21 protein-coding genes are annotated in these 23434 nt (G+C 39.0%); 8 read left to right on the top strand and 13 right to left on the bottom strand.

What is annotated here, in order from left to right; all coding sequences use genetic code 11:
- Positions 1 to 439 precede the first annotated feature (439 nt).
- Positions 440 to 952 carry a hypothetical protein gene (locus ANA_RS02290; RefSeq protein ID WP_015078432.1) on the top strand — a complete coding sequence of 171 codons (513 nt, stop codon included), beginning with the start codon at positions 440 to 442 and terminating at the stop codon, positions 950 to 952.
- Between the two features lie 363 nt (positions 953 to 1315).
- On the opposite strand, the gene ANA_RS02285 is transcribed toward ANA_RS02290, so the two are convergent.
- Positions 1316 to 1534 carry a type II toxin-antitoxin system HicB family antitoxin gene (locus ANA_RS02285; protein WP_015078431.1) on the bottom strand — a complete coding sequence of 73 codons (219 nt, stop codon included), beginning with the start codon at positions 1532 to 1534 and terminating at the stop codon, positions 1316 to 1318.
- A gap of 467 nt (positions 1535 to 2001) precedes the next feature.
- On the opposite strand from ANA_RS02285, the gene ftsH2 reads away from it, so the two are divergent.
- Entirely contained in the window at positions 2002 to 3888 is a 1887-nt protein-coding gene (gene ftsH2 / locus ANA_RS02280; protein ID WP_041457570.1) for an ATP-dependent zinc metalloprotease FtsH2, read from the top strand.
- Between the two features lie 584 nt (positions 3889 to 4472).
- Here ftsH2 and ANA_RS02275 read toward each other — a convergent pair.
- From ANA_RS02275 to ANA_RS02255, 4 genes are all read right to left on the bottom strand, one after another.
- A complete protein-coding gene (locus ANA_RS02275) occupies positions 4473 to 6545 on the bottom strand; it encodes a tryptophan-rich domain-containing protein (protein WP_015078429.1) in 2073 nt (690 codons plus the stop codon).
- Between the two features lie 106 nt (positions 6546 to 6651).
- Positions 6652 to 7638 (bottom strand): pentapeptide repeat-containing protein, encoded by a 987-nt coding sequence (locus ANA_RS27290; protein WP_015078428.1) that lies wholly within the window; start codon positions 7636 to 7638, stop codon positions 6652 to 6654.
- Positions 7639 to 8270: 632 nt separating this feature from the next.
- Positions 8271 to 9743, bottom strand: coding sequence for a cobyric acid synthase CobQ (gene cobQ / locus ANA_RS02260; protein WP_015078427.1), 1473 nt, complete (start codon positions 9741 to 9743; stop codon positions 8271 to 8273).
- Positions 9744 to 9939: 196 nt separating this feature from the next.
- Positions 9940 to 10344, bottom strand: a complete 405-nt coding sequence (locus ANA_RS02255; protein WP_015078426.1) for an Npun_F0494 family protein — start codon at positions 10342 to 10344, stop codon at positions 9940 to 9942.
- A gap of 148 nt (positions 10345 to 10492) precedes the next feature.
- Here ANA_RS02255 and ANA_RS02250 point away from each other — a divergent pair, with 148 nt between their 5' ends.
- Positions 10493 to 10930 carry a peroxiredoxin gene (locus ANA_RS02250; protein ID WP_015078425.1) on the top strand — a complete coding sequence of 146 codons (438 nt, stop codon included), beginning with the start codon at positions 10493 to 10495 and terminating at the stop codon, positions 10928 to 10930.
- A 175-nt stretch (positions 10931 to 11105) separates the two neighbouring features.
- On the opposite strand, the gene ANA_RS02245 is transcribed toward ANA_RS02250, so the two are convergent.
- A complete protein-coding gene (locus ANA_RS02245) occupies positions 11106 to 11510 on the bottom strand; it encodes a hypothetical protein (RefSeq protein ID WP_015078424.1) in 405 nt (134 codons plus the stop codon).
- Positions 11511 to 11531: 21 nt separating this feature from the next.
- A complete protein-coding gene (locus tag ANA_RS02240) occupies positions 11532 to 12416 on the bottom strand; it encodes an ABC transporter permease (protein WP_015078423.1) in 885 nt (294 codons plus the stop codon).
- Between the two features lie 205 nt (positions 12417 to 12621).
- Here ANA_RS02240 and ANA_RS02235 point away from each other — a divergent pair, with 205 nt between their 5' ends.
- The 4 genes from ANA_RS02235 to ANA_RS27275 are packed head-to-tail and all read left to right on the top strand — an operon-like array spanning position 12622 to position 13299.
- Positions 12622 to 12972, top strand: coding sequence for a DUF6464 family protein (locus tag ANA_RS02235; protein WP_015078422.1), 351 nt, complete (start codon positions 12622 to 12624; stop codon positions 12970 to 12972).
- Positions 12962 to 13099 (top strand): hypothetical protein, encoded by a 138-nt coding sequence (locus ANA_RS27285; RefSeq protein WP_168654134.1) that lies wholly within the window; start codon positions 12962 to 12964, stop codon positions 13097 to 13099. The genes ANA_RS02235 and ANA_RS27285 overlap by 11 nt, the downstream gene beginning before the upstream one ends.
- Positions 13044 to 13187, top strand: coding sequence for a hypothetical protein (locus ANA_RS27280; RefSeq protein ID WP_235081929.1), 144 nt, complete (start codon positions 13044 to 13046; stop codon positions 13185 to 13187). Before ANA_RS27285 ends, ANA_RS27280 begins: the two co-directional genes overlap by 56 nt.
- A complete protein-coding gene (locus tag ANA_RS27275; RefSeq protein ID WP_235081928.1) occupies positions 13132 to 13299 on the top strand; it encodes a hypothetical protein in 168 nt (55 codons plus the stop codon). Before ANA_RS27280 ends, ANA_RS27275 begins: the two co-directional genes overlap by 56 nt.
- A 7-nt stretch (positions 13300 to 13306) precedes the next feature.
- Here ANA_RS27275 and fmt read toward each other — a convergent pair whose 3' ends face one another.
- A complete protein-coding gene (gene fmt / locus ANA_RS02230) occupies positions 13307 to 14308 on the bottom strand; it encodes a methionyl-tRNA formyltransferase (protein ID WP_015078421.1) in 1002 nt (333 codons plus the stop codon).
- A gap of 881 nt (positions 14309 to 15189) precedes the next feature.
- Here fmt and ANA_RS02225 point away from each other — a divergent pair.
- Positions 15190 to 16440: a hypothetical protein gene (locus ANA_RS02225; protein ID WP_015078420.1), complete on the top strand. Its 1251-nt coding sequence runs from the start codon at positions 15190 to 15192 to the stop codon at positions 16438 to 16440.
- Between the two features lie 186 nt (positions 16441 to 16626).
- Here ANA_RS02225 and ANA_RS02220 read toward each other — a convergent pair whose 3' ends face one another.
- The 5 genes from ANA_RS02220 to ANA_RS02200 form a co-directional block, all read right to left on the bottom strand.
- Positions 16627 to 17316, bottom strand: coding sequence for a DUF4276 family protein (locus ANA_RS02220; protein ID WP_015078419.1), 690 nt, complete (start codon positions 17314 to 17316; stop codon positions 16627 to 16629).
- Complete coding sequence (locus ANA_RS02215; protein ID WP_015078418.1) at positions 17316 to 18419, bottom strand: AAA family ATPase; 1104 nt, start codon at positions 18417 to 18419, stop codon at positions 17316 to 17318. Before ANA_RS02215 ends, ANA_RS02220 begins: the two co-directional genes overlap by 1 nt.
- Before the next feature lie 120 nt (positions 18420 to 18539).
- Positions 18540 to 19829 (bottom strand): Glu/Leu/Phe/Val family dehydrogenase, encoded by a 1290-nt coding sequence (locus ANA_RS02210; protein ID WP_015078417.1) that lies wholly within the window; start codon positions 19827 to 19829, stop codon positions 18540 to 18542.
- A 183-nt stretch (positions 19830 to 20012) separates the two neighbouring features.
- Positions 20013 to 21494, bottom strand: a complete 1482-nt coding sequence (locus tag ANA_RS02205) for a carotenoid oxygenase family protein (RefSeq protein ID WP_015078416.1) — start codon at positions 21492 to 21494, stop codon at positions 20013 to 20015.
- 23 nt (positions 21495 to 21517) lie between these two features.
- Entirely contained in the window at positions 21518 to 22849 is a 1332-nt protein-coding gene (locus ANA_RS02200) for a folate/biopterin family MFS transporter (protein ID WP_015078415.1), read from the bottom strand.
- Between the last annotated feature and the right edge of the window lie 585 nt (positions 22850 to 23434).

Here is a 23434-nt window from a genome sequence, read left to right as displayed (position 1 = left end):
AAAACTCGGTACACCTTCATATTCTCAAATCCTCTTGCCTCTTGCCTTCCTACGCAGGAAAATTCAAGAATCAAACCGGAGTCCTTGTCATTTATTCGCTCTGAACTTATTTCCATCTTTTCATTCCCCTTCCCCTCAACTCCCCTGATAATAACCTACTCCTCTCCCGCTTCAATGCTTCTTTCTCTATGTAAAAAACAAAATCTCTGTCTTCCTTTTCCTTCCAAGTTTTAATTCTTTTTCTCTATTCAAAATGAGCGAACGGACAGATAGCATTTTCTCTGTACAACTCGAAAGTTTTTCGTATCGGTTTGTACGATACAGACTAATATTTCACTGATTGAGTTAAGTCTGGATCAAAAAACTGATCTTCTGTTACAATTGGTGGCGATTAAACTCTAACTAAACAATTTACGGTCATCTAAGAGGTCTTTATTTTATGGACGAACTTAATAAACAACTGAGTGCTTTTGGCATTTCTCCTGAAGAAATTTCAAAACAACTTTCCTCTATGGGAATTTCTTTCGACGAGATCGCTAAAAAGACAGCTTCTATCGGTGTTCCTAGTATCATTCTTGCTGTAGCATTCACCTCTTTTGGGGGTACGGGTCTAACCGTTACTCTTGCCACTGCTTTAGCGGGTTCAATTGGTGTTATCGGAGACAATTTGACGGGTTACGGAATCGAGATGATTCTTACTACTGTTTATGTTGAGCGTCGCAAAACGGAAGCGGAAGAAGCCCTTTACAGGGAAATTGATATTCTACCCCTTACCGATGCGTTAAAAATTAAGCTAAAAAGTCAACTTGCTCAGGTGAAAGTTACTGATAATACTACGGACAATATTTCTACTGAGAATAGTGCCAATGGTAGCACTAATCAAAATAGCGATCGCTGCCAGGTTGAAGAAACCCAGAGAGAACCCCAACAGGTTATGGCCGTTGCTAAATAATCATCCATTTACTGCATTCTCTAGGGAACACCAAAAAATAAATTACCCAATTTTGTGGGATGGGCATACTTCGACAGGCTCAGTACAAGTCCTGCCCGTCCTTGATGATTAGCGGGCAATTCGTCCCGCACCACAAGAAATTTTTGGGTATTTTTTTAATTGGAAGTCCCTTATTGTGTTCACCTACTTATTCGGCATTTAAGTTTTTAAGAATTTTCTGGGCTAAAAATTCCTTAATTTCTATATGTCTTGGTACAGCCTCAATGACACCTGTTTGAGGATTAATCCATAAAGAATCAGAACCACCTTCTCGTTTTAGGTAACAACCTGCTTATCTTAACTTTTTTTCTAATTCTTTACGTTTCATGGAATTAAAATAGTCTCTTCTATCGCATCTTCTGTGATTCCCCTGCGGATATGTGCCATAGGATCTTCAATAATCAATTGAATAGCAAGTTTCAAGTTTTCTTTCGCTTCCTCAATGGTTTCACCTTGACCATTAGCACCAGAAATTTCTGGACAAATTGCCCAGTATCCTCCTTCCGTTGCTCTCTCAATGATGGCTGTTAACTCTGCTTTCATAACAATTTTCACAAGAAGTCTACTAGATTTTAAACGATGATTAGTTACAAGATCAGCGATGACACTATCACCCAGCACGAAAAATCTCTCTAAAACTCTTACCTTCGCTTCTTCGCTTCTTAGTGGTTCATTTTTCGTAACCTCTGCGTTGTATTAAGCTTTGAAGCATGAATAATATAAATGAATTTGGTGATCCTGTGCAGTCCGGCATAAAATTAGTAATAGAGATAGCAAAATATAAATTAGCCCCAAATCCTTACTGGGTCTGATTTTGGGAATATTTAACTTTTAATTTTTAATTTTTAATTGGTATTAGTATGAGAATTAGGTTAAATTTAATTAAGATTCTAGACAAACTTCATGAATCTGCCATAAGCAAACCGACGTTTTATGGCTCAAATTACAAAATGGATTTATAAACATCCGTTACAAAAGCAGTCATATTAGTATCTAAAGGCAAATTAAAGATGAAATTCTCCTGGAGAGTCGTAGCACTTTGGTCAGTGCTGGCTTTGGTAATCGGCTTTTTCTTCTGGCAAGGGGCTTTTGCAGGCGCTCCTGCGGACACAGGCAAAAATGCCGCCAATACCCGTATGACCTATGGGCGCTTTTTGGAATACTTGGATGCAGACCGCGTTACCAATGTGGATTTATACGATGGTGGTAGAACCGCAATTATCGAAGCTAATGACCAAGACATCGAAAATCGCACCCAACGCTGGCGGGTAGATTTGCCCGTGAATGCTCCTGAATTAATTCAAAAGCTCAAAGAAAAGCAAGTCAGTTTTGATGCCCATCCCATCCGCAATGATGGGGCAATCTGGGGACTTTTGGGTAATTTAATTTTCCCAGTTTTATTGATTACTGGCTTGTTCTTTTTGTTCCGGCGCTCTAATAATCTTCCCGGTGGTCCTGGACAAGCGATGAATTTCGGCAAGTCCCGCGCTCGTTTCCAAATGGAAGCGAAAACAGGGGTGAAGTTTGACGATGTAGCGGGAATTGAAGAAGCTAAGGAAGAATTACAAGAAGTTGTTACTTTCCTCAAACAACCTGAGAAATTTACTGCTGTGGGCGCTCGCATTCCCAAGGGTGTACTATTGGTTGGACCTCCAGGAACTGGTAAAACTTTACTGGCAAAAGCCATTGCGGGTGAAGCTGGTGTACCTTTCTTCTCTATCTCCGGTTCGGAATTTGTGGAAATGTTTGTGGGTGTGGGTGCTTCCCGTGTCCGTGACTTGTTTAAGAAAGCGAAAGATAACGCTCCTTGTATTATCTTTATTGATGAAATTGACGCGGTGGGTCGTCAACGGGGTGCGGGTATTGGTGGTGGGAATGATGAACGGGAACAAACCCTCAACCAATTATTAACAGAAATGGATGGGTTTGAAGGCAATACTGGCATTATTATTATTGCTGCTACTAACCGTCCTGATGTCCTAGATGCCGCTTTATTACGTCCTGGTCGTTTTGATAGACAAGTAACTGTAGATGCACCGGATATTAAAGGCCGTTTGGAAGTATTACAAGTTCATGCTAGAAATAAGAAATTAGATCCTAGCGTATCTTTGGAAGCGATCGCTCGCCGGACTCCTGGATTTACCGGTGCAGATTTAGCTAACCTCCTCAATGAAGCCGCGATTCTCACAGCGAGAAGACGCAAGGAAGGCATCACTTTACTAGAAATTGATGATGCTGTTGATCGGGTAGTTGCTGGTATGGAAGGTACTCCCCTGGTGGATAGCAAGAGTAAGCGGTTGATTGCTTACCATGAAATCGGCCATGCTTTGGTCGGGACTTTACTCAAAGACCATGACCCGGTACAAAAAGTGACTCTGATTCCCAGAGGACAAGCCCAGGGTTTAACTTGGTTTATGCCTAATGAAGAACAAGGTTTAATTAGCCGTTCTCAGCTAAAGGCTAGAATTACAGGGGCTTTAGGTGGTCGGGCTGCTGAAGAGGTAATTTTTGGCCGTGCAGAAGTTACAACTGGCGCTGGTGGAGATTTACAGCAGTTGTCAGGAATGGCACGACAAATGGTAACACGGTTCGGAATGTCTGATTTAGGTCCTTTATCTCTGGAAAGCCAGCAGGGTGAAGTGTTCCTCGGTCGTGACTGGACAACCCGTTCCGAGTATTCCGAAGCGATCGCTTGTCGCATTGATGCCCAAGTGAGAATGATTGTGGAAGAATGCTATAGCAACGCTAAGAATATCATGCGTGATCATCGCAGTCTCGCAGATCGTTTGGTTGATTTGTTGATTGAGAAAGAAACCATTAATGGTGACGAACTTAGGCAAATTGTGGCTGAGTACGCGGAAGTACCTGATAAATCTCAGTTTGCACCTATGCTGTAAGGGTTGATTTTGCATCAATCAGATCCCCGACTTCTTGAAGAAGTCGGGGATCTTGTCGTTTTATTTATTATTATCGCAAGATAGTTCTTCCTTATCAACCTCATGATAACATTTTTAAAATTGTTTGTCAATACCATAAATCTCTTTTTTGGGTTGGCGTTTTTGCGCTTTTTGGCGAAACATGATGGGGTGATTATGTTTATGGGGAGGAAGGAAGCCAGGGAATAAATTCCCTGTCTTATAGCTAAAGTCGGTTTTAACCAACTAGTGGTCTGTCAATTTTCTATTTACAGCATATTTCGCTCTAATGAGGTACAAACTTGAATTATGAAACTCTTGTAGTGCGGGCATCTTGCCCGCTGGATATGTACCTCATAACACCGGAAAGTGCTGTATGGATGAGGTTTAGAGTTAATAGCCTCTCTAATTTCCCTCAATCTCACAATTTTTAGCTTGACAGACCACTAGTACCGCAGGGCGGAAGTCAAAAGTCAAAAGTCAAAACTAATATACAGTAGGCTTTTTGGCGATTGAATATGGTTGCTTTATTTACGCCGTGATGTACTAGGTAGATAAATTACCAACTAGTTAAATAGGAAGTTACTACCAAACAAATTAACATTCACATCAGCGTTATTCAAACCAGTTGTACTTGATAAAGTAATCAATAACTGTCCTGTGCCAAAACCAGTATTAGCAGCAATACCATCACCAATTCGGACTTCTGTATTTGCACCCAATGTAACCACATCAAGATTGGCAATACCTGTAAAATTCAGTTTATCGCCACCGTCACCACGCACAAATTGATAAACTGTGTCTGTACCATCACCAGAAGCATAGTTAACATTATCCACAGCATTATCATTTAAACCTAAATACAGGGTATCGTTACCTAAACCACCATTGAAGGTATCACTATTTGCACCACCGATGAGGATATGGTTACCACTAGTGCCTGTCAGAGTTAGACTAGAAGGACTACCGATTTTACCATCACCATTAGCATCTATACCAAAAACAGTTTCTTGAGTTAAAGCTTCCGCCGAATTCAATCCCCAATTTCCTTCAGAAGAAACCCAATTCCAGTTATTATCTAAATGCCAAATATGCAGATAGTTTCCAGAAACGTTTTTCCAAAGAACTTGATTATCTCCATTAACGGTTTCTGCGGCTATAGTTTGCCATCCTGCGTAGATATTTTGGTAGATTTGTTGTCCACCGTTTTTAATGGCAATTGGGGTATTTGTTCCGATTTGGGTAAAGTATTTATTGGTGGAATCTTTGACTAATTTGGTATTACCTGCTGATTCAATTGAGGTGTAACCAATAACACCATCACCATTAGCATCTATGCTAAAGTTAGTTTCTTGAGTTAAAGCTTCCGCCGAATTCAATCCCCAATTTCCTTCAGAAGAAACCCAATTCCAGTTATTATCTAAATGCCAAATATGCAGATAGTTTCCAGAAACGTTTTTCCAAAGAACTTGATTATCTCCATTAACGGTTTCTGCGGCTATAGTTTGCCATCCTGCGTAGATATCTTGGGAGATTTGTTGTCCACTATTTTTAATGGCAATTGGGGTATTTGTTCCGATTTGGGTAAAGTATTTGTTTGTTGAATCTTTGACTAATTTGGTATTACCTACTGCTTCAATTGCAGTGTAAGGATTGCCAATAACACCATCACCATTAGCATCTATACCAAAAACAGTTTCTTGGGTGAAAGCATCAGCAGAATTTAATCCCCAATTTCCTTCAGAAGAAACCCAATTCCAGTTATTATCTAAATGCCAAATATGCAGATAGTTTCCAGAAACGTTTTTCCAAAGAACTTGATTATCTCCATTAACGGTTTCTGCGGCTATAGTTTGCCATCCTGCGTAGATATTTTGGTAGATTTGTTGTCCACCGTTTTTAATGGCAATTGGGGTATTTGTTCCGATTTGGGTAAAGTATTTGTATGTTGAATCTTTGACTAATTTGGTATTACCTACTGCTTCAATTGCAGTGTAAGGATTGCCAATGACACCATCACCATTAGCATCTATACCAAATTTAGTTTCTTGGGTGAAAGCATCAGCAGAATTTAATCCCCAATTTCCTTCAGAAGAAACCCAATTCCAGTTACTATCTAAATGCCAAATATGCAGATAGTTTCCAGAAACGTTTTTCCAGAGAACTTGGTTATCTCCATTAACGGTTTCTGCGGCTATAGTTTGCCATCCTGAACCGTAGATATCTTGGTAGATTTGTTGTCCACCATTTTTGATAGCGATTGGGGTGTTTGTTCCGATTTGGGTAAAGTATTTGTTTGTTGAATCTTTGACTAATTTGGTATTACCTGCTGATTCAATTGCGGTGTATAGGTTAATAAATTCACTCACGTCAATAATCTTTAAGCCACCATTATCATCAGCCACATAAGCGTAGTTACCGACTACTTGCACATCAAGAGTATTGCCAGAAGTATCATAATTGCCCTTGAGGGTGGGGGTTGTGGGGTTGCTGATGTCTATGATTTGTAGTCCTGAAATAGAATCAGCAACATAAGCATAGTTACCCACTACTTGCACACCAAAAGCATAGCCAGATGTATTATAATTGCCGTAACGGGGATTTTTGTAGCCATGTTTTGTGTGTGGTTTTGAATTCAATTTTACACTATTTCCGTTGTGATGGAAGAATATAGAGTAAATGAACCACGAAGGGACGAAGTACACGAAGGAAGAAAGGAAGAAGGAAGGAAGAAGGAAGGAAGTTTTAAGAATATGCAATCTCCATCAGGTAGAAAAATTTCTGAACTACTTTATCTGGAGTTTCATAACATTCTTTAGCACCAAATCTTTCTACAACTTTGATACCATTTATCTTGAAAATGCGTTCTCTTTCTTGTTCTTCAACTCTGCGTTCTGCTATGTGAAAGGGTCCATCAACTTCTAAAACTCCCCATTTACCTTTATAACAAATGAGGAAGTCAGCTTCTTTATTTTCTCTACCTTTGGGTGTGGTGAGTCTTGCTAAAGAGTTGGGTACAAATAAAACTTCAGTTCTGTCTAATGCTTCAGCAATTTTGATTTCTGTTTTTGAGCGAAAGCGTAGTCTTTCCCAAGTGTGAATTGTTGAGTTTGAATAAAATTGAATGCCTTGGTTATTAATATTATTATCATTTTCGGGAGTTTTGCGTAAAATTAAATCTGTATTTTCCAGAATCTTTTTATATAAACTGGCAAATTCTCCAGGTGCAAAATTACCATTTATAGGTCGTCTTTTGGATTCGTACTCTCCAAAATAAAAAATATCCTCAAGATAAATATATTCACAAATTACACCATCCAGGTTTGTTTCACTGTTAATTTGCCAATCTTTGATACAAGAACCTGTTAAAATTGCTTGATTAAAATTTGTAGATATTACTTGAGATTGAAGTAAATCAGCATTAGTAAGATCAGCATTAGTAAGATCAGCGTTACTGAGATTAGCCCATCTCAGATCAGTCTTTATGAGGTTAGCCCATCTGAGATCAGCCCCAACTAGTTCAGCCCCAATCAGGTCAGCACCAATCAGATCAGCCTTTCTCAGGTCAGCCTCACTCAGGTTAGCCCCAACTAGTTCAGCCCCTCTGAGGTTATGACCTCTCATATCCGCTTTATACAGATCAGGTATTACATCCCTCCTATTTTCGTCTATCCATTTATTCCAAACCCCTACCCCCTGCTTCAGTATTGCTAAATGCTCTGGATTTGCCATAATCTAGTTTTTATACCTAAAATTGCCAATATTTGGATTTTAACCTAATTTCATTAAGTTTAATCAAAATAGCGATCGCATTTAGCGTTAACTAGCGATCGCTATTAGTATTCATCAAATTTTTGAAAGTGAACGTTTAACCAAAATTTTAACTTAGATCAAAACATTTCTACTTAGGGCTTGCTGAAAAAGTCTTTTCGTGAGGGCTAGGAGTCACCGAGTCACCGAGTCAGGAGGAAGAATTAGAAGCAGACAAGAATAGTCTCAAATTTCAGAAAGTGATAGGTTTTTAATGGTTTCAATCCTTATTCCTTGCACCTAATTCACTTTTTTAACCGGGAAACTCTTAATCTATCTAGGTTTTCGGTTTATTCAGCAAGCCCTATTTATGTATATGATGGTAAGATGTGTTATTTATAAACACAAACGTGATCTTTCAGTTATAAATAATCTTTTTGTAACACATATTTGGACTCACGTATGTGACATATATGCAATTGAAAAATTAAATCTCCCCTTGCCAAAATTAAGTACGAATCAAAAATTAACCCCCCATTTATAACAATAAAATGGGGGTTATTTAACTTTCTATTGATTCAACTCAAATCAGATGAACTAACAAGCATTTTAATCTATATAAACGGTATTAAATCTAAATGTTCTTCAATTTGAGTAGCTAAAGAATCTAACATCTGTTCTCGCTGTTCTTTGTAGTTAGCCACACCTGTGGGTAAAGATTTCAAACCCCGTTGTTGCCGGAGACGATTTACCCAAGCCCGTCGCCAAGGTCCATTATCAAAAATTCCATGTAGATAAGTTCCCCAAACCGATTGACAACTATCTACTAACCCTAAATTAGCATCATCAAATAAGGGTTGACAGGATTTTTGATCTGCTGGGTTTTCTATGCGCGAGCGCCCTTGGTGAATTTCAAACCCAGTCACAGGTAAACCCGCTTGGGGATAATTGGAAGTAACTTGACGCTGACGGGCGACTTTTTGTCCTGTAATTACTGTCTTTATAGGTAATAAATTTAACCCTGGATATTTACCAGATTGTCCTTCCATTCCTTCTGGATCAGCTATAGACTGCCCCAACATTTGGAAACCGCCACAAATGCCTAAAACCGTGCCACCAGAAGCTGCATAGTTTTGAATTGCTTCTGCCATGCCGCTTTTTTGCAAAGCTATTAAATCAGCAATTGTGGTTTTTGTCCCTGGGATAATTACTGCATCTGGATGTCCTAACTCTTGCTTAGGATGCAAGTATTTTACCGTTACTGATGGTTCTGATTCCAAGGGATCAAAATCGGTGAAATTGGCAATTCTTGGTAAACGAATCACCGCAATGTTTAGTTCAGAGTTAGCTTTTGCTGGTTTGCGTTCTAGTAAATCTAGGGAGTCTTCCGCTGGGAAAACTTGTTCTAAATAGGGAATAACACCAACCACAGGTATACCTGTCCGTTCTTCTAACCATTTAATTCCGGGTTCGAGAATTGAGCGCTGTCCTCGAAATTTATTAATGACGACTCCTTTAATTAAGGCGCGTTCGTCTGGATCTAATAGTTCTAATGTGCCGACGACATGAGCAAATGCTCCACCTCTATCAATATCAACTACTAATAAAGTAGGTGCATTTAAATGTTTAGCAACCCGCATATTAGTTAAATCCCGGTGTTTGAGATTAATTTCGGCGGGACTACCAGCACCTTCACAAACTAGGGCTTCAAATTCTGTAGATAGGTATTGTAAACATTCTTTGATGGTCTGCCAACCGAGTTCAAAATATTGTTCGTAGTAATCTGTGGCACTAACTTTACCTATGGCTTTACCTTTAAGAATGATTTGGGATGTCATATCCCCCTGGGGTTTAAGTAAAATTGGATTCATTTCTACCAAGGGTACTACTCCCGCTGCCCAAGCTTGCACTGCTTGAGCATAGCCTATTTCCCCGCCACTGGCGGTAACATAGGCGTTTAAAGCCATATTTTGACCTTTAAAGGGGGATACTCGCAAGCCGCGCCGGGAAAGAATCCGACAAATAGCTGTGGTTATCAGTGATTTCCCTGCGTGGGATGTTGTTCCCACTACCATGATTGCTTTCATTTTTAATTATATTTTAGTATGTTGAGATTCGGTAGTGTATCTGTAAATAAGCTGTTATTTTTTTAAACTTGCATATCTCGTTATCTCGTTCCCAGTCTGAGACTGGGAATGTAGATGGCGGCTCTGCCGCTAGTGACATGAGGCAGAGCCTCAGCATTGGCATTCCTAGCCGGAGGCTAGGAACGAGGTCAAACTGTCAAAAGGGTAAACGTAACCAACGAGTCATAAAATCATTGTAGCGATCGCTCAGGGAAGGATGACGCAATTTCTGATCTTTTAACTTGACAATCAATTGATGACCCAAGGGAGTTAGGCGAAAACTGTCTGTAATGCCCTGTCCATCAACTTCTCGCCGCAATACTCCTACATCAATTAACCAGGCTAAAGCGTTTTCACAGGTCAATTCTGATAAGGGTTGCTTGGTGTAACTTTGCTGATTTCCTTTCTCCATTGCTATAGCACCTAGTTGGATACTTTGGCTAGTCATGGCTATAAACAAATTGAGGTTGAAGGGCGAACAGATTAGCGATCGCTCGGCTCTTTCTAGGGCTTCACTAGTATAAACTAAGGGTTTAAGGTTTGGGGAATCCACAGTAGACATTTTTCATTACTCTAAGTTGTGCTTTTTGTCAATGCTTTGAAAATAAATACCTCTTTGGCAGAATATTCCGTAAGCAAGTTATTTAAATATTGTAAATTATTGTAAAATCTTGATTGCATAAAGATTTTTAAACAGGACAAGGTGAATTATGCCTCTATCAGTTGGTACAGACGCACCTGCATTTACCGCCAAAGACACTAACGGCAATACAATTTCATTATCTGATTTTGCTGGTAAAACAGTAGTTCTCTACTTTTACCCCAAAGATGACACACCAGGCTGCACCAAACAAGCTTGTAGTTTCCGTGATTCTCAAGCTGAATACAAAGACAAAGATGTAGTTGTCTTGGGAGTAAGTGCTGATGATGAAGTTTCTCATCAAGCATTCACCAATAAATATAATCTGAATTTCCCTTTATTAGCTGATACCCAGAAAAGCATCATTACAGCTTATGATGTTGATGGTGGTGGTTACGCCAAGCGTGTTACCTACATCATTGATGGTAATGGCAAAATCATTGATGTTGATGCTGCTGTTAACACTACTACTCAAGCTAGTGATGTTTTAGCAAAACTGGGACTTTGATCATTAAGTATACTCAAAACGGCTTGACTGTTTGATTCTAAACCTAGGGGTTTAGCAGTGGTAAACCCCTACACATCTGGGTTCTTTGTCATTTGGCAAAAGTTTAAATCTCACCCGTGTTTAGTATAACTCCATAGGGGCGCAGGACTTGCGCCCATTATTTCCCATTTAAGTGTTATTTACCTGATGATGGTAAAATCTGTAAGGGAAGTAGATTTTGTCCAGGGATAATTGCAGAAGATCCTGGATTTTGTTTTAGTTGAGGCTGAAGAAGTTTTTGTTGTGCAGCTTTAAATGTGGCTGCGGCTAGGTCTAGCTGTTGATTTTGTTCATCAGCATTCCATTGAATAGTCCCAAAGTTGGCTTGATGAATCATGTTCATCATATCGAAACCTGAGCCATTGCCAGATAAAGGATTACTACTGCGATAGCCTTGCTGACCCAAGGTATCGCTTTCCAAACTACCAAAGGGTTGATTAGTATCAGCTAAGGTAGGTTCTCCTACTAGGATAGAAGCAAAGCTAACCCCGGCAATAGTGGCAACAATAATTTTGTGAACTGGTAAAAATGATCTTTTCATGAAAGTTCTCCTTATATATTTTTAGGCAAGACTCCGGCGTAGTTGGGGTTGAATACTCAGTAAAGCCACTAATGCAAAACCTAGTAACACTAATAACGCTCCCCCAAAGGTAACATCACCCCAAAAGGCGTGCATTACTATATCATTTAATCCCCAACTGCTGTGTAGATATAAATAGCGAATCGGTTCAATCGCATAACTGAGAGGGTTGAGGGTAGCAATAACCTGTAACCAACCGGGCATAAAGGATAAAGGCGCTAAGGCTGTGCTGGCAAATAATAATGGGAGGTTAGTGACAAAAATTACGGCGATAAGTTCAATGTGTCCGGGTAATGCAAAGGCTAAACCCAAGGAAATAGCGGTGACACCCAAAGCCAGTAGAAAGACAATGAGAGCGATCGCACATAATCCTGTAAAATCAGGTAAGCCAGCCCCTAAAAATGCCGCTGCTGCCACAATTACCGCTGCTTGTAGTAAACTTTGGCTAATAATAAAAATAGCAGAAGCAAAAACAATTGAAAAGCGCGAGGCTAGAGGTGCAACTAGCAACCGATTTAAAAAGCCAAATTCCCTATCGAACATTACAGGTAAACCAGCATTCAAAGCCCCAGCAAAAGCAGTAAAGACTATGACACCTGCTGCTAGAAATTTTCCGTAATTTGTCGTACTACCAAATAAGCCTGTGGGTGCATTTTGGAATAATGCCCCAAATAAAACTAACCACATGACGGGCTGAATAATCCCGGCTATCAGGCTAGAAGGGCGGCGTTGGAGTTGAATAAACAGACGACGAGTTAAGGCAAAAGTTTCTTGAACAATTTCTGCGAAAAAATTGGAGGTTGTATCAGCAACTACAGGAGATGAGGTTAATTGTTGCCAATTCACAGCTACTTTATCATTACTCATAGAATGTAAAAATTAAAAGGCATCAATCATAAACATTCCTGCAACTTGTTAGTTAGCAAAAAATATTTATAATTCTTAACCCTATATTACAACGAATCCCCAACAAGATCAAAGTAGAGAAATTGCCATTTTGATGCTGTTACTGTCGAAGCCAAAATACTGCGATACTATACTCTATACATAAATCACATAATATAAACTGATCATGGAGCTAAATTCCTTACCGACAGAGGTAATTTTGACACATCCGCGTCAGTCTCTTGGTAAATTACAACTTGATTGGACACCCCAACCGGGAAATTATCTTGATTTTGCCGAAAAAACCTACGTAGTTTTAGAGCGTTGCCATAGATATCAGCTTAAAGGAGGACGCTATAGTTTACACAATATCGCTATTTACGTACAAAAAGCCCAAAGACCAGAACAGAAAAGTTTAGTAGAAGGACGTTGGGTTATAGGTGATGCTACCTGTAACTATAATGCTCTTTCAGAAATTATGCGTTGTGCAGTTAATCCAGAAGGACCTTGTAAATCTTGCCGGTTCTATGAAAGTTAGTTGTCAGTTGTCAGTAGGGGCGAAGCATTTGGAAGATAAATTATCGGTCATTGCCAAAAATAGTTCTCCAAATGCTTCGCCCGTACAGTTGTTCGTTGTCAGTAGGGGCGAAGCATTTGGAAGATAAATTATCGGTCATTGCCAAAAATAGTTCTCTAAATGCTTCGCCCGTACAGTTGTCAGTTGTCAGTAGGGGCGAAGCATTTGGAAGATAAATTATCGGTCATTGCCAAAAATAGTTCTCCAAATGCTTCGCCCGTACAGTTGTCAGTTGTTCGTTGTCAGTTGTTCGTTGTTCGTTGTCAGTTGTTAGTTGTTCGTTGTTAATTACCTATTACCCATTACCCATTACCTCACCGACAGTTAACCGAGTCCCATTGACAAAATCCCATCCTGACTGGGGACGTTTACCCGTTAGCTGTACTTCTCGCAATAGCAATAAACCTACCCCTGTTTGGACAATTGCTCCTAGTCCTTTAGTAATATTAACTACCTCTCCAGGCTGTCCTGATATGGTTGACAAATTGGGTATTTTATGAACTTTTTCTAGTAATGGCTCTGGTAACTCGTGAATATACGCAGGATATAGGGGGACAGTAGCAGTAATTTTCAATGCTTGGTTGCGAAAAGTTGCTGTACAGTTAGGATAAAATCCGCGAATTTGATTATGTAATTGGATGGCACTTTGTCCCCAGTCCAAGTTATAATCTGGCTTCTGAATCAAAGATGCGTAAGTAGCTGCGGTATGATCTTGGGGAATCGGTGTAACTTCTTGACGTTCTAGTTTGTATAAGGTTTCTATGAGTAAATCTGCACCAGTAATAGCCAACTTTTCGGCTAAAACCTGAGCATTATCTAGTAATTGAATTGGTATAGTCGCTTTTAGAAGCATATCCCCTGTATCCATGCCCCTATCCATGAGCATAGTTGTGATCCCCGTTTCTTTTTCTCCGTTATATATACTCCACTGAATTGGCGCAGCCCCTCGATACTGAGGTAAAATTGAACCATGTACATTAATACAACCTAGCTTAGGCATATCTAATATCTTCTTAGACAAAATTTGCCCATAAGCAATAACCACAAATATATCTGCTTCTATCTGCTTGAGTTGTGTTAAGGTTTCAACATCTTTTTTAACTCTTTCCGGTTGCCATACTGGAATATGATGATCTGTAGCAAAGACTTTTACTGGTGAAGGTGTCAATTTATTCCCTCGTTCTCGACGTTTATCCGGTTGAGTGACTACGGACATCACGTGAAAATCCTTGTTTTCTAAGAGTTTTTCCAAAGTGGGAACTGCAAAGTCAGGAGTGCCAAAAAATACTATTTTCATTACTTATTAATTATTAATTACGAGTCATGAGTCATTAATCAATGGTAAGTGTGTTCCTCATCACTGACAACTGCGACATCTGAATATTAATAGAATTATGTTGAGAATTTTTGATTAAGGGCAAGGAATTTTCGCAGTTTGATGGTATAGTGTTTACTATTGGTTCAGCGAAAACAGCCTCAATACATTATAATACTTTCGGTAATTAGTTGAACTATCGCCATTTGCATCTACTATTGATGATTTTTGTGTGTCTATCTGTGTTTTGCAGTCAGTTATTTCTCTACGAAATCAAAATTATTCAATAATTACCCAAGTTAAAAATAAACTGTATTTGCTTAATCGCAGCATTTACGAGTCTAAACTTCAGTTTGTAGGTTGGGTGTATGAATTTAATGTTTTTGTTTATTGTTGATTGTGCAGCGGTTAATCTCAAGTTGCCAGCAATAGATAGGTTTTAGTTGGGTAAAGCCCGCGCTGTTGGTCCGGCTATAAACAGGGTATCTTATTTTAGACTGGCTTTAGCTAAGAATGTTTTCAAGAGCAAGAGCATCTCTAAATCTTGGCTACTAGCTTTAGTCAATTAAAAATTCATCTATGTTCCACTTAAATTGAATATGGATGTTACTGATGCTAACAATAATAACGGCAGTTATTAACAGATGTAATTTACTGTTAACTTTAATCCCGTTATTTTGGATATTATGTAAAGATTATGAGGGGGTAAATGGTGATACTAAAACTTTTGTAAAGCAATACAACATTTGAATCAATTATCTTGTCGAAGCTTTTGGTTTGTTGGTAAACATATAGTCATAGCTTTTTTTCATTCCTGTATAGATACTGCCCGCACTTAGCAACTGCCCCTAGAGAGTCTCATCATGCTTAAACCCCTTTTGGTGTCAGGATGGTTCCGTGTTAAACCATTTCTCAAGTACATTGCCATTGTTATAGTAATTTCACCCTTCCTGGGAATGTCTATTCATGCTACCTTAGCGAAACAATCAGAAGTAGCAAATAGTAGGGCGAAAAATAGCAAATCTCAGATAAAATTGGCAGAAAGTGCTGCTACGAGGCAGTTAAATTTACAATTTGCTCAAGTTAACTCTCACACAGGAAAAATACTTGTTGGTGAAGGAATACAGTCATTACCAAAAGATATAGTTATTTCAGGGGCAGAAAGAGAAAATTCTCAACTGGGGGATGATGTTGTTAGCAAAACTGTACCATCAGTTAATGTTGCACAACTTCAAAGCAAGACATCTATTAATCAAGCTAATTTAATTCAAAAATTAAAAGATGCCAAAGAAGAAACTGATTTAAATTCTCCAGTCAGTGGGAATTCTCAATCTCAAGAATTAGCAATATCAACAGTTACTCCTAAAAATGGAGAAATACCTGTTAGTGAACGGCCAAATGAGTCGGAAATGGCACAGACTGACCCTATAGGTAGTCCCCATCCGATACCTTGGCAATGGATTCTGGCTACTCAGGAAGCGATTGGTGCTAAAGGTGGTTCTGGTGTTCGCTACTATCGGAGTATTCCGGTGATTTCTCCTGATGGCAAATATGCGATTTATAGTCGGGTGCAAATGGAAGTAAAACCGGAAATGCACAATAGCCGAGTTAATAGCGTGTTGTTTGTGGAGGATAGACAAACTAAGCGGTTACGGGTGATGACATCAACCAGTGTGGTGATTGATCCCCTGTTAAAAAGACAGGCAATTTTGTCAGCACAAGGGGATAATGATGGTAAAATTGGGGTATTAGTGCCTGTTAGCTGGTCTGAAAAAGGCGATCGCTTTCTCGCCCGTAAGTTTGTGGCTATTTTTAATACAGCAGATGCTACAGATCAGGCTGTAATTTGGAATCGTCAACAGGATCATCTCAATGTGGTTAGTCCGGTACAATCACAAGATGATCACGAAAAAATAGCTATTTTGTTAGGTTGGAGTAAAAAGCAGCCTAATAATGTATTATTCCGTGCTGGTGAATTAGGTGAAGAAAATTGGCCTTTGTTACAAGTAGCTAATGATGGCAGAACTGTAGATATCTCGGCAGAAGGTGATCAGGCTGTGACTTTTGGTGAAAAAGGTAGCATTTGGGCAGATCCACAAGTTGCTTCGCGCTAATTGATTAATTGCCCTCAAAATGGCTTAATCCTGTGATTCTCTAGATAGGGGTTTAGCATTGCGCTTTACCCTGATTCATTGCTTTTATCCTTCATACAATTCAATGAATTGTATTAGAATTTATTCTGCGATCGCATTTCGTGAACAGAAAAATGTACCCCCATTAATGTTCGGGGTATCAATGCCTTATTTACCCAATAATTCGAGTCGTAATAGCCATGAATTAAAATGAGGGCATTTATTCCGAATTACTTCTAATCCAATTGATTCAGCCAATAGCGGACCATAAGTAGATTTTGCTCTTTCATAATCAGGAAATTGAGCAATAATACGTTTACTGGGGGCTGTTGCCCTGCTATCATTAATTAACTCAGGAGTTTCATGTTTATCAGCAATAGTCTTGAGAATTGCAACCCTATCTGAGCAATTATCATAACAGGACTCAAAACAAGTAGGATCAGAAAAAAGATATGCCTCATATTCATGCAATTGAATGTACGGTATGAATCGAGGATCATTAATATCATCAGCAAAGCTTTTCTCCAAAAACTCGACTCGCTTTGTGGGATTTTGGCGCATGATTTCAGCTTCATCTAATCCCGGAAAATTATGATGAATTGCATACAGATCAATCATCGTTGTAAAGAAAACATCTGTATTTTTATCCTCCGCAAGCGATCGCAAAATATCATTCTTCATTGGCTGATAATCACCATAACCACTACCACCACGATTAGTTTTACCCTTTTTTCTTCCATGAGCAATAAGTCTAGGGTGGTGCATAAATACTTGATATTGAGTCAGATATGGTTGCAGGATAATAGAAGCAAATGTTTGTTCTGTTTGTCCTTCTGCAAATAAATAGAGTCTTACCATTAGTGTGGACCTCCACCAATGATATTTTTCTCCCAAATTTCTCCTAAACTATATTCTTCTAACCAAGCTTCTAATTCTTCAGAATTTAACCGCTTAAATTGCGATTCTTTACCCACTCTATCTACTGTAATTACATCTTCAGGATTAAAGTTATCTAAAAAAGAAGTAGATTGGGTGCTGATGAGAATTTGTGTATGATAGGAAGCCTTAGCAAACATCGCAGCTACAACATTGAGCGCGTAGGGATGAAGACCAAGTTCCGGTTCATCAACAACAATTAGTTTTGGGAGTTCATCTTCTGGCTGCAAAAGCAACGTGGTAAGGCATATAGCACGCAACGTACCATCTGAAAACTGGTGTGGACCAAATACTTGATCTGAGTCTTTTCCCTGCCAGTTGAGAATAACATTATTCGCTCTAGGCTCAAGAACAAAATCATCAAAAAATGGGGCAATCAAACGGATAGTTTTAATAATACGCTGATAGGCTGTATTATGATATTCACGAAATCTCAGAAGTAATGCGGCTAGATTTCCAGCATCAGACACCAGCGAGCGGTTGTCATCAATATAACAGGATTGACGAACTCGCGCGGTAGATGACGTATCGTGAAAGTGGTAAACACAACAGCCATTGAGCAAATGTTTGATAGCGTTGGCAATTGTTGGCGTACCTTCTTGTGCTGCTTTGTTGATTTTTGTTTCCTGATGTCCTGCACCTAACGAGTAAGTGGTTGAAGGTTGAGGTAGGTGTAAGCCGTTTCGCGTCGCTGTTTCTTCAGCAAATATCAAAGTATCACCTGCCGCATGACCTAGACACATGGTATAGATAATATCCAAACTCCCATTGTCAATCTTGAACTCTAGTTGTGCCTCGATTTGCGGTGTTATCTTAGGTCCAAAGTGCAATAAGGATTGAGCGTAACCGGATATGCCGATATATTGTTGAAGTCGCCCGGCCATCATCTCATTCAGCATCTTAAAAAAGGAAATGAGATTACTTTTACCTGCTCCATTAGCTCCAATCAATATGTTTAAGGGACGCAACTCAAGATCCATTGTCTTAATGGACTTGAAGCCCTTGATAATTACTCGTTGTAGCATAATCAACAATCAGTATTTATACAAAATGATTATATATGTAGATGATGTACAGGGATTAAAAAAAAGGTGCGTTAGGCTAAAGCCATAACACACCCCAATTAAACTAAATTGCAAATACAACTAAGGATACAAACCCCGATCATTCAAAGCTTGCGCGACTCTACCTACACCCAAAGTATAAGCAGCTAACCGCAGATTTACCCCCCGTGCTTGCGACTCATGAATCACCTTGCGGTAAGCCTGAACCATCAAATGTTCCATTTCCCGGTTGACTCGTTCCTCGTCCCAGAATAGGTAAGAAAGACCTTGTACCCATTCCAAATAACTCACCACCACACCTCCAGCATTGGCTAAAATATCCGGTAACACGTTGACACCTTGGGATTCTAGAACGCGGTTAGCTTCCAAAGTCACTGGACCATTAGCCGCTTCTGCGACAAATTGGGCTTTGATTTGATGGACATTTTCTGCGGTAATTTGGTTTTCCAAAGCGGCAGGAATCAGGACGTCGCAAGGTAAAGTTAATAAGTCTGCATTACTAATGGGTGTTCCTTGGGGAAATCCCACCACACTGCGATGGTTTGCCGCAGCGTAGGCTTTGACAGCGGAAATATCAAGACCATTTTCGGCAAAGATACCCCCACTAGCACTGGAAACAGCGATAATTTTTGCTCCTTCTTGGTGTAGCAATTCGGCGGCTGCCCCACCTACATTACCGAAGCCTTGAATTGCTACCCTGACTCCTACGAGGGATTTACCGTGATCTGCAAGTGCTTCACGGACAATAATCATCACACCGCGTCCAGTCGCCATTTCTCGTCCCAGGGAACCACCAATAGATAAGGGTTTACCTGTAACTACTCCGGGGACAGAATGACCAACATTGACAGAGTAAGTATCCATCATCCATGCCATTTCCCGCGCTGATGTTCCCATGTCTGGTGCGGGTATATCTACGGATGGTCCAATGTCTTTAATTAATTCACTAATATAACGACGACTAATCCGTTCTAATTCCCCCACACTGAACTTTTTGGGGTCTATGGGAATTCCCCCTTTGCCACCACCATAGGGAATACCTAACAATGCACATTTCCAGGTCATCAGCATTGCTAGGGCGGATACTTCCCGTAATGTCACCGCTTCATGGTAACGAATCCCACCTTTATAGGGTCCTAAAATATCCGAATGTTGTACCCGATGTCCTGGGAAAACCCGGATTTCGCCATTATCCATTTTTATGGGAATGGAAACTGTAACAACTTTTCGTGGATGACTGAGTATTTCTACGATACCTTGATCTAATTTTAATTCTTTAGCCGCCCATTCTAAATAGCTACAAGCTTGATCATAAGGGCAAATGTAGGCTGAAGATTGAGTTTCCATAAGTGGGAGAGACGTTGTTACCATAATTCTTACTCCTCATCACGGTATCTTTGTAAACCGGATTGATATAGTTAGCTTACCCTCTTTTTGAGAAAAGATATCAATTTTGTAGTTTTTGTTACAGTTTTATTTTTTTGTAAGATACTCCGCGATATCCCCAACTTCTTCGAGAAGTCGGGGATATGAGGGTTACTAGTTAAAATGGACTCAACCCAAATTTTCGATAAATGTCTCTTGTGTAAAACTCCCATGTAAACCATAGGGAATATGATGTTTCAGATGTAGTTTTGCAACTGGTTTCTCTTTTTCCAGATTTTCAGCATCTAAAATCACTACATCAAAACGATGATGTTCTGCATCATAAACTAACGCTATTAACCACCCATCATCTTCTGTTTGGGAATTTGGACGAGGAATAAAAATTGGTTCCCCTATAAAACCTCGCGGTGCTGCACTCCATAGTTGTTTTCTTCCTGACTCTAAATCTACCTTAAAAATGGCTTGTAATGGTGCGTTCACCGTTGATTGATGAGCGGCAGCACTATATAAATAACGATAGGATTTACCTACGTAATTCGGGTGAATTGTGGGAAATTCAGTGGGACGAGGATCTATTAACTGATTTTGCACTTTATTCTCTGATAAATTCAGATTAAATCGCCATAGTTGGGGAGGTGAATTTGTATCAAAATCAGTTTTTCGATAATCGCTATTGGGTTCGACTTCTGTTAATGATTCATAGCAGATAGAATCAATGATAATTTCATTTCTCAGTTCAAAAGCATTAACATGATGGAAAATAAAACCGGCTTGGGTTTCTAAAACTTTGACATTTTTAGTTTGTGTTTTGCGAGGGATAATAATAATTCTTGTGGGTTGATTTTTTTGAAATTTAATACATTGGGCTGCGCTGGATATTCCCAAAGCAAAAGGTATGGGGTTAAAATCAACAGGATTTTGAAAGAAGATACAGTAATTTTCTGTAATTACAAAATCATGAATAAAACAAAAACCAGGAACGCTATGATTTTGTTTGCTGGTAATTTCCCCATTTGTGTTCAATTCAAAGATTGTAATTGTGGTTGATAGTCCCGGTTTAATAGCAAAGTTGACTAAGGTGCCATTTGGATCAATTCGTGGGTGGGCGCTAAAGGCTTCTCCTTTGGATAAAACGCCGTTAAAATATTCATTTCCTAATGTTTCTAAGGTTTGGGGATTAAGTGAATAAGGTTCGGCTGCTTCCCATAATGCTAAGAGTTTTTTACCCCAATAAATCACATTTGTATTAGCAATGTTTTTAATTTTTAAATCAAAAATGTTAGCTAACCAACCACCAGGTTTTTGTGTACCAAAAACACCACGATAAAGAATTTTACCAGCTTTCTGTTCTGCTAAATAACCGGCTGTTTGCACAAATCGGTTACGAAAATGGGCGCGGCCATTGGTAAATGTAATGCGACTAATCATTCCGTCACCATCAAAAGGATGATGTAATCTTTGCTTGTTGATATCTAATAAACCAGCCCCGTTCCTAAATAATGTTCCTGCTAGTTCTGGAGGAATTTCTCCTTCTATATCATCAATCCAATAGTCATATTCTTCGGTAAGAGATTCATATCCTCCTTGCCAGTCTTTGAGGGTGTAGGATTTCTCTAAAACTTGACTATTTTGGGGTTCTAATATTTGCATTTTTTGTTTGCTATGCTGAAAAACTAGATTGATTGACTATGGTCAATCTCAATTTTAGCATCTGGTAGCCAGTTAATAAAAAATATTGGGATAAGTGAGCTACAGTTAGTAATAATGATTAACAACCATAATGAATCAAATTGATGTTCTGTGATTCCCAACCATTTCATCATGATTGATCCTAATGCGTAAGAAACTGTTCCTCCTAAATTAAATACAGACATTATTAAAGCAAAGAATGTGGCCTCTATGCCGGGAGGACAAAGTTTTGTTGATAATACTAATATAGGCATAAATAAAACTTGCCCAATCACAGTAATAATTAAACTATCACCTAAACTGAACCAATGATCATCTATTCCTAAAAGTCTGTTGGTATGAGTTACTAATAATAAAGTTGTCATTCCTAAAGCTGTGGATAGAAAAATCCCCCAACTAAACATAATTCTAAAGGGGATAGTTTTCAGGTAACGTTGAAAAGCCCAAACTCCAATTAAGGAAGCCAAACTGGTGACTAACCGAACTCGCCCTAAAAATTCTGGTTGAAATTGTAGTTCGTTAGTTGTAAAATAGAAAAATGCTGATTCGGCATTTGGTGTAGCGTGCCAAACAAATATAAATGCTGTTGGTAGCCAAATTGCTTTCTGCGTAATAGCTTGGCGTATCTGTCCTAATTGATATTTTGTGTTATTGCTTTTTTTATCATCTTTATTAATAGGTTTTTCGGAAATTAACCAAGCTACAGATGAGATAATTAGCGGAAATAATGCTGTTATTAAAAATACTGTACGGTTGGTAAAATATTCTAAAAGTAAGCCGCTAAGGTAAGCTGTACACAAGCCACCTATAGCTGAACTACCCCAACAAAGAGATTGTAAAGAACCTATTTTGGCTTCTGATTCACTTCTAGCTCTTTCAACTACTATGGAATCAACTATCACATCACTAATAGCTACAGAGAGAGAAGAAAGTACAATCATAATTGTGGCTGTTGTGCTAGTATGAACTGTTGTTCCTAAACATACCAAAGCCGCACTTCCCAAAATTCCAGATAGGACTATATAAGGCTTTCTATGGTAGCCAAATAATGGTAAACTATCAGAGATAAAACCATATAATGGCTTAGTCATCCAAGGTATGGTACTGATGCCCACGATTGCTGACATCTGCACTGGACTTAATAGCAATTCATCTTTGAGAAAAAAGCTAACAGCTAAACGGGATAATGCCAAGATGCCTTGAACAAAATAGATGGTAAGAATTGCTATTAACTCAGCACTAGGTTTATTACCTAAGAAAATTTTTTGGGTTAGTAGATCTTTGAATTTGGGTAAGGTAGGGGAGTCATTTAGCATTTGGATGAATAAAAATTAAGTTTTATTTACTTTTATATCATGGATTTTTAAATTGGGGATAAGTTTTTATTAATTATGAATAAAAGCGAACAACCATGTTCAATGAATTGCAATACTTTTGATACATTTATAGAATTTGTATAAGAGGATGTTTTAAAAGTTTTTAATGTGTAAACAGACCCCTCTCCAAACCTCTCCCCTACCAGGGGAGAGGCTTTAAAACCCCTATTCCCTTGTAGGGAGTGGGGGGAGGGGGGTTAGGTTTTTGGAGATTATGGGTTTCATATAATACTTTTCAAACAACCTCTAAGTTTATCTACCAAAGGACATTCCGCAGATGTGACTGATGATTATTGATAAGTAATCAGACAAAATTAATTAGATAGTTTTCTGCAAATTCTCTGAGAATTTTTTCAACAAATGCGACGAAAGTTTTCCAATCTTTGTAAGCAATGCCAAAAATTTCTATTTACTACTTTTATCGAGAACTAAGTAGGTGAACGGAAAAAAACCGTAGACGCGGAGCGGCTTCTCGAAGAGTAATATGTAACGAAAATTAAAATCGTCCAAATCCTCTTGCCTCTT

Source organism: Anabaena sp. 90, assembly GCF_000312705.1.
In the GTDB taxonomy this organism is placed as follows: Bacteria; Cyanobacteriota; Cyanobacteriia; order Cyanobacteriales; family Nostocaceae; genus Dolichospermum; species Dolichospermum lemmermannii.
Note: the sequence above shows the minus strand (reverse complement) of the source record. Positions and strands in the feature narration are given on the sequence as shown.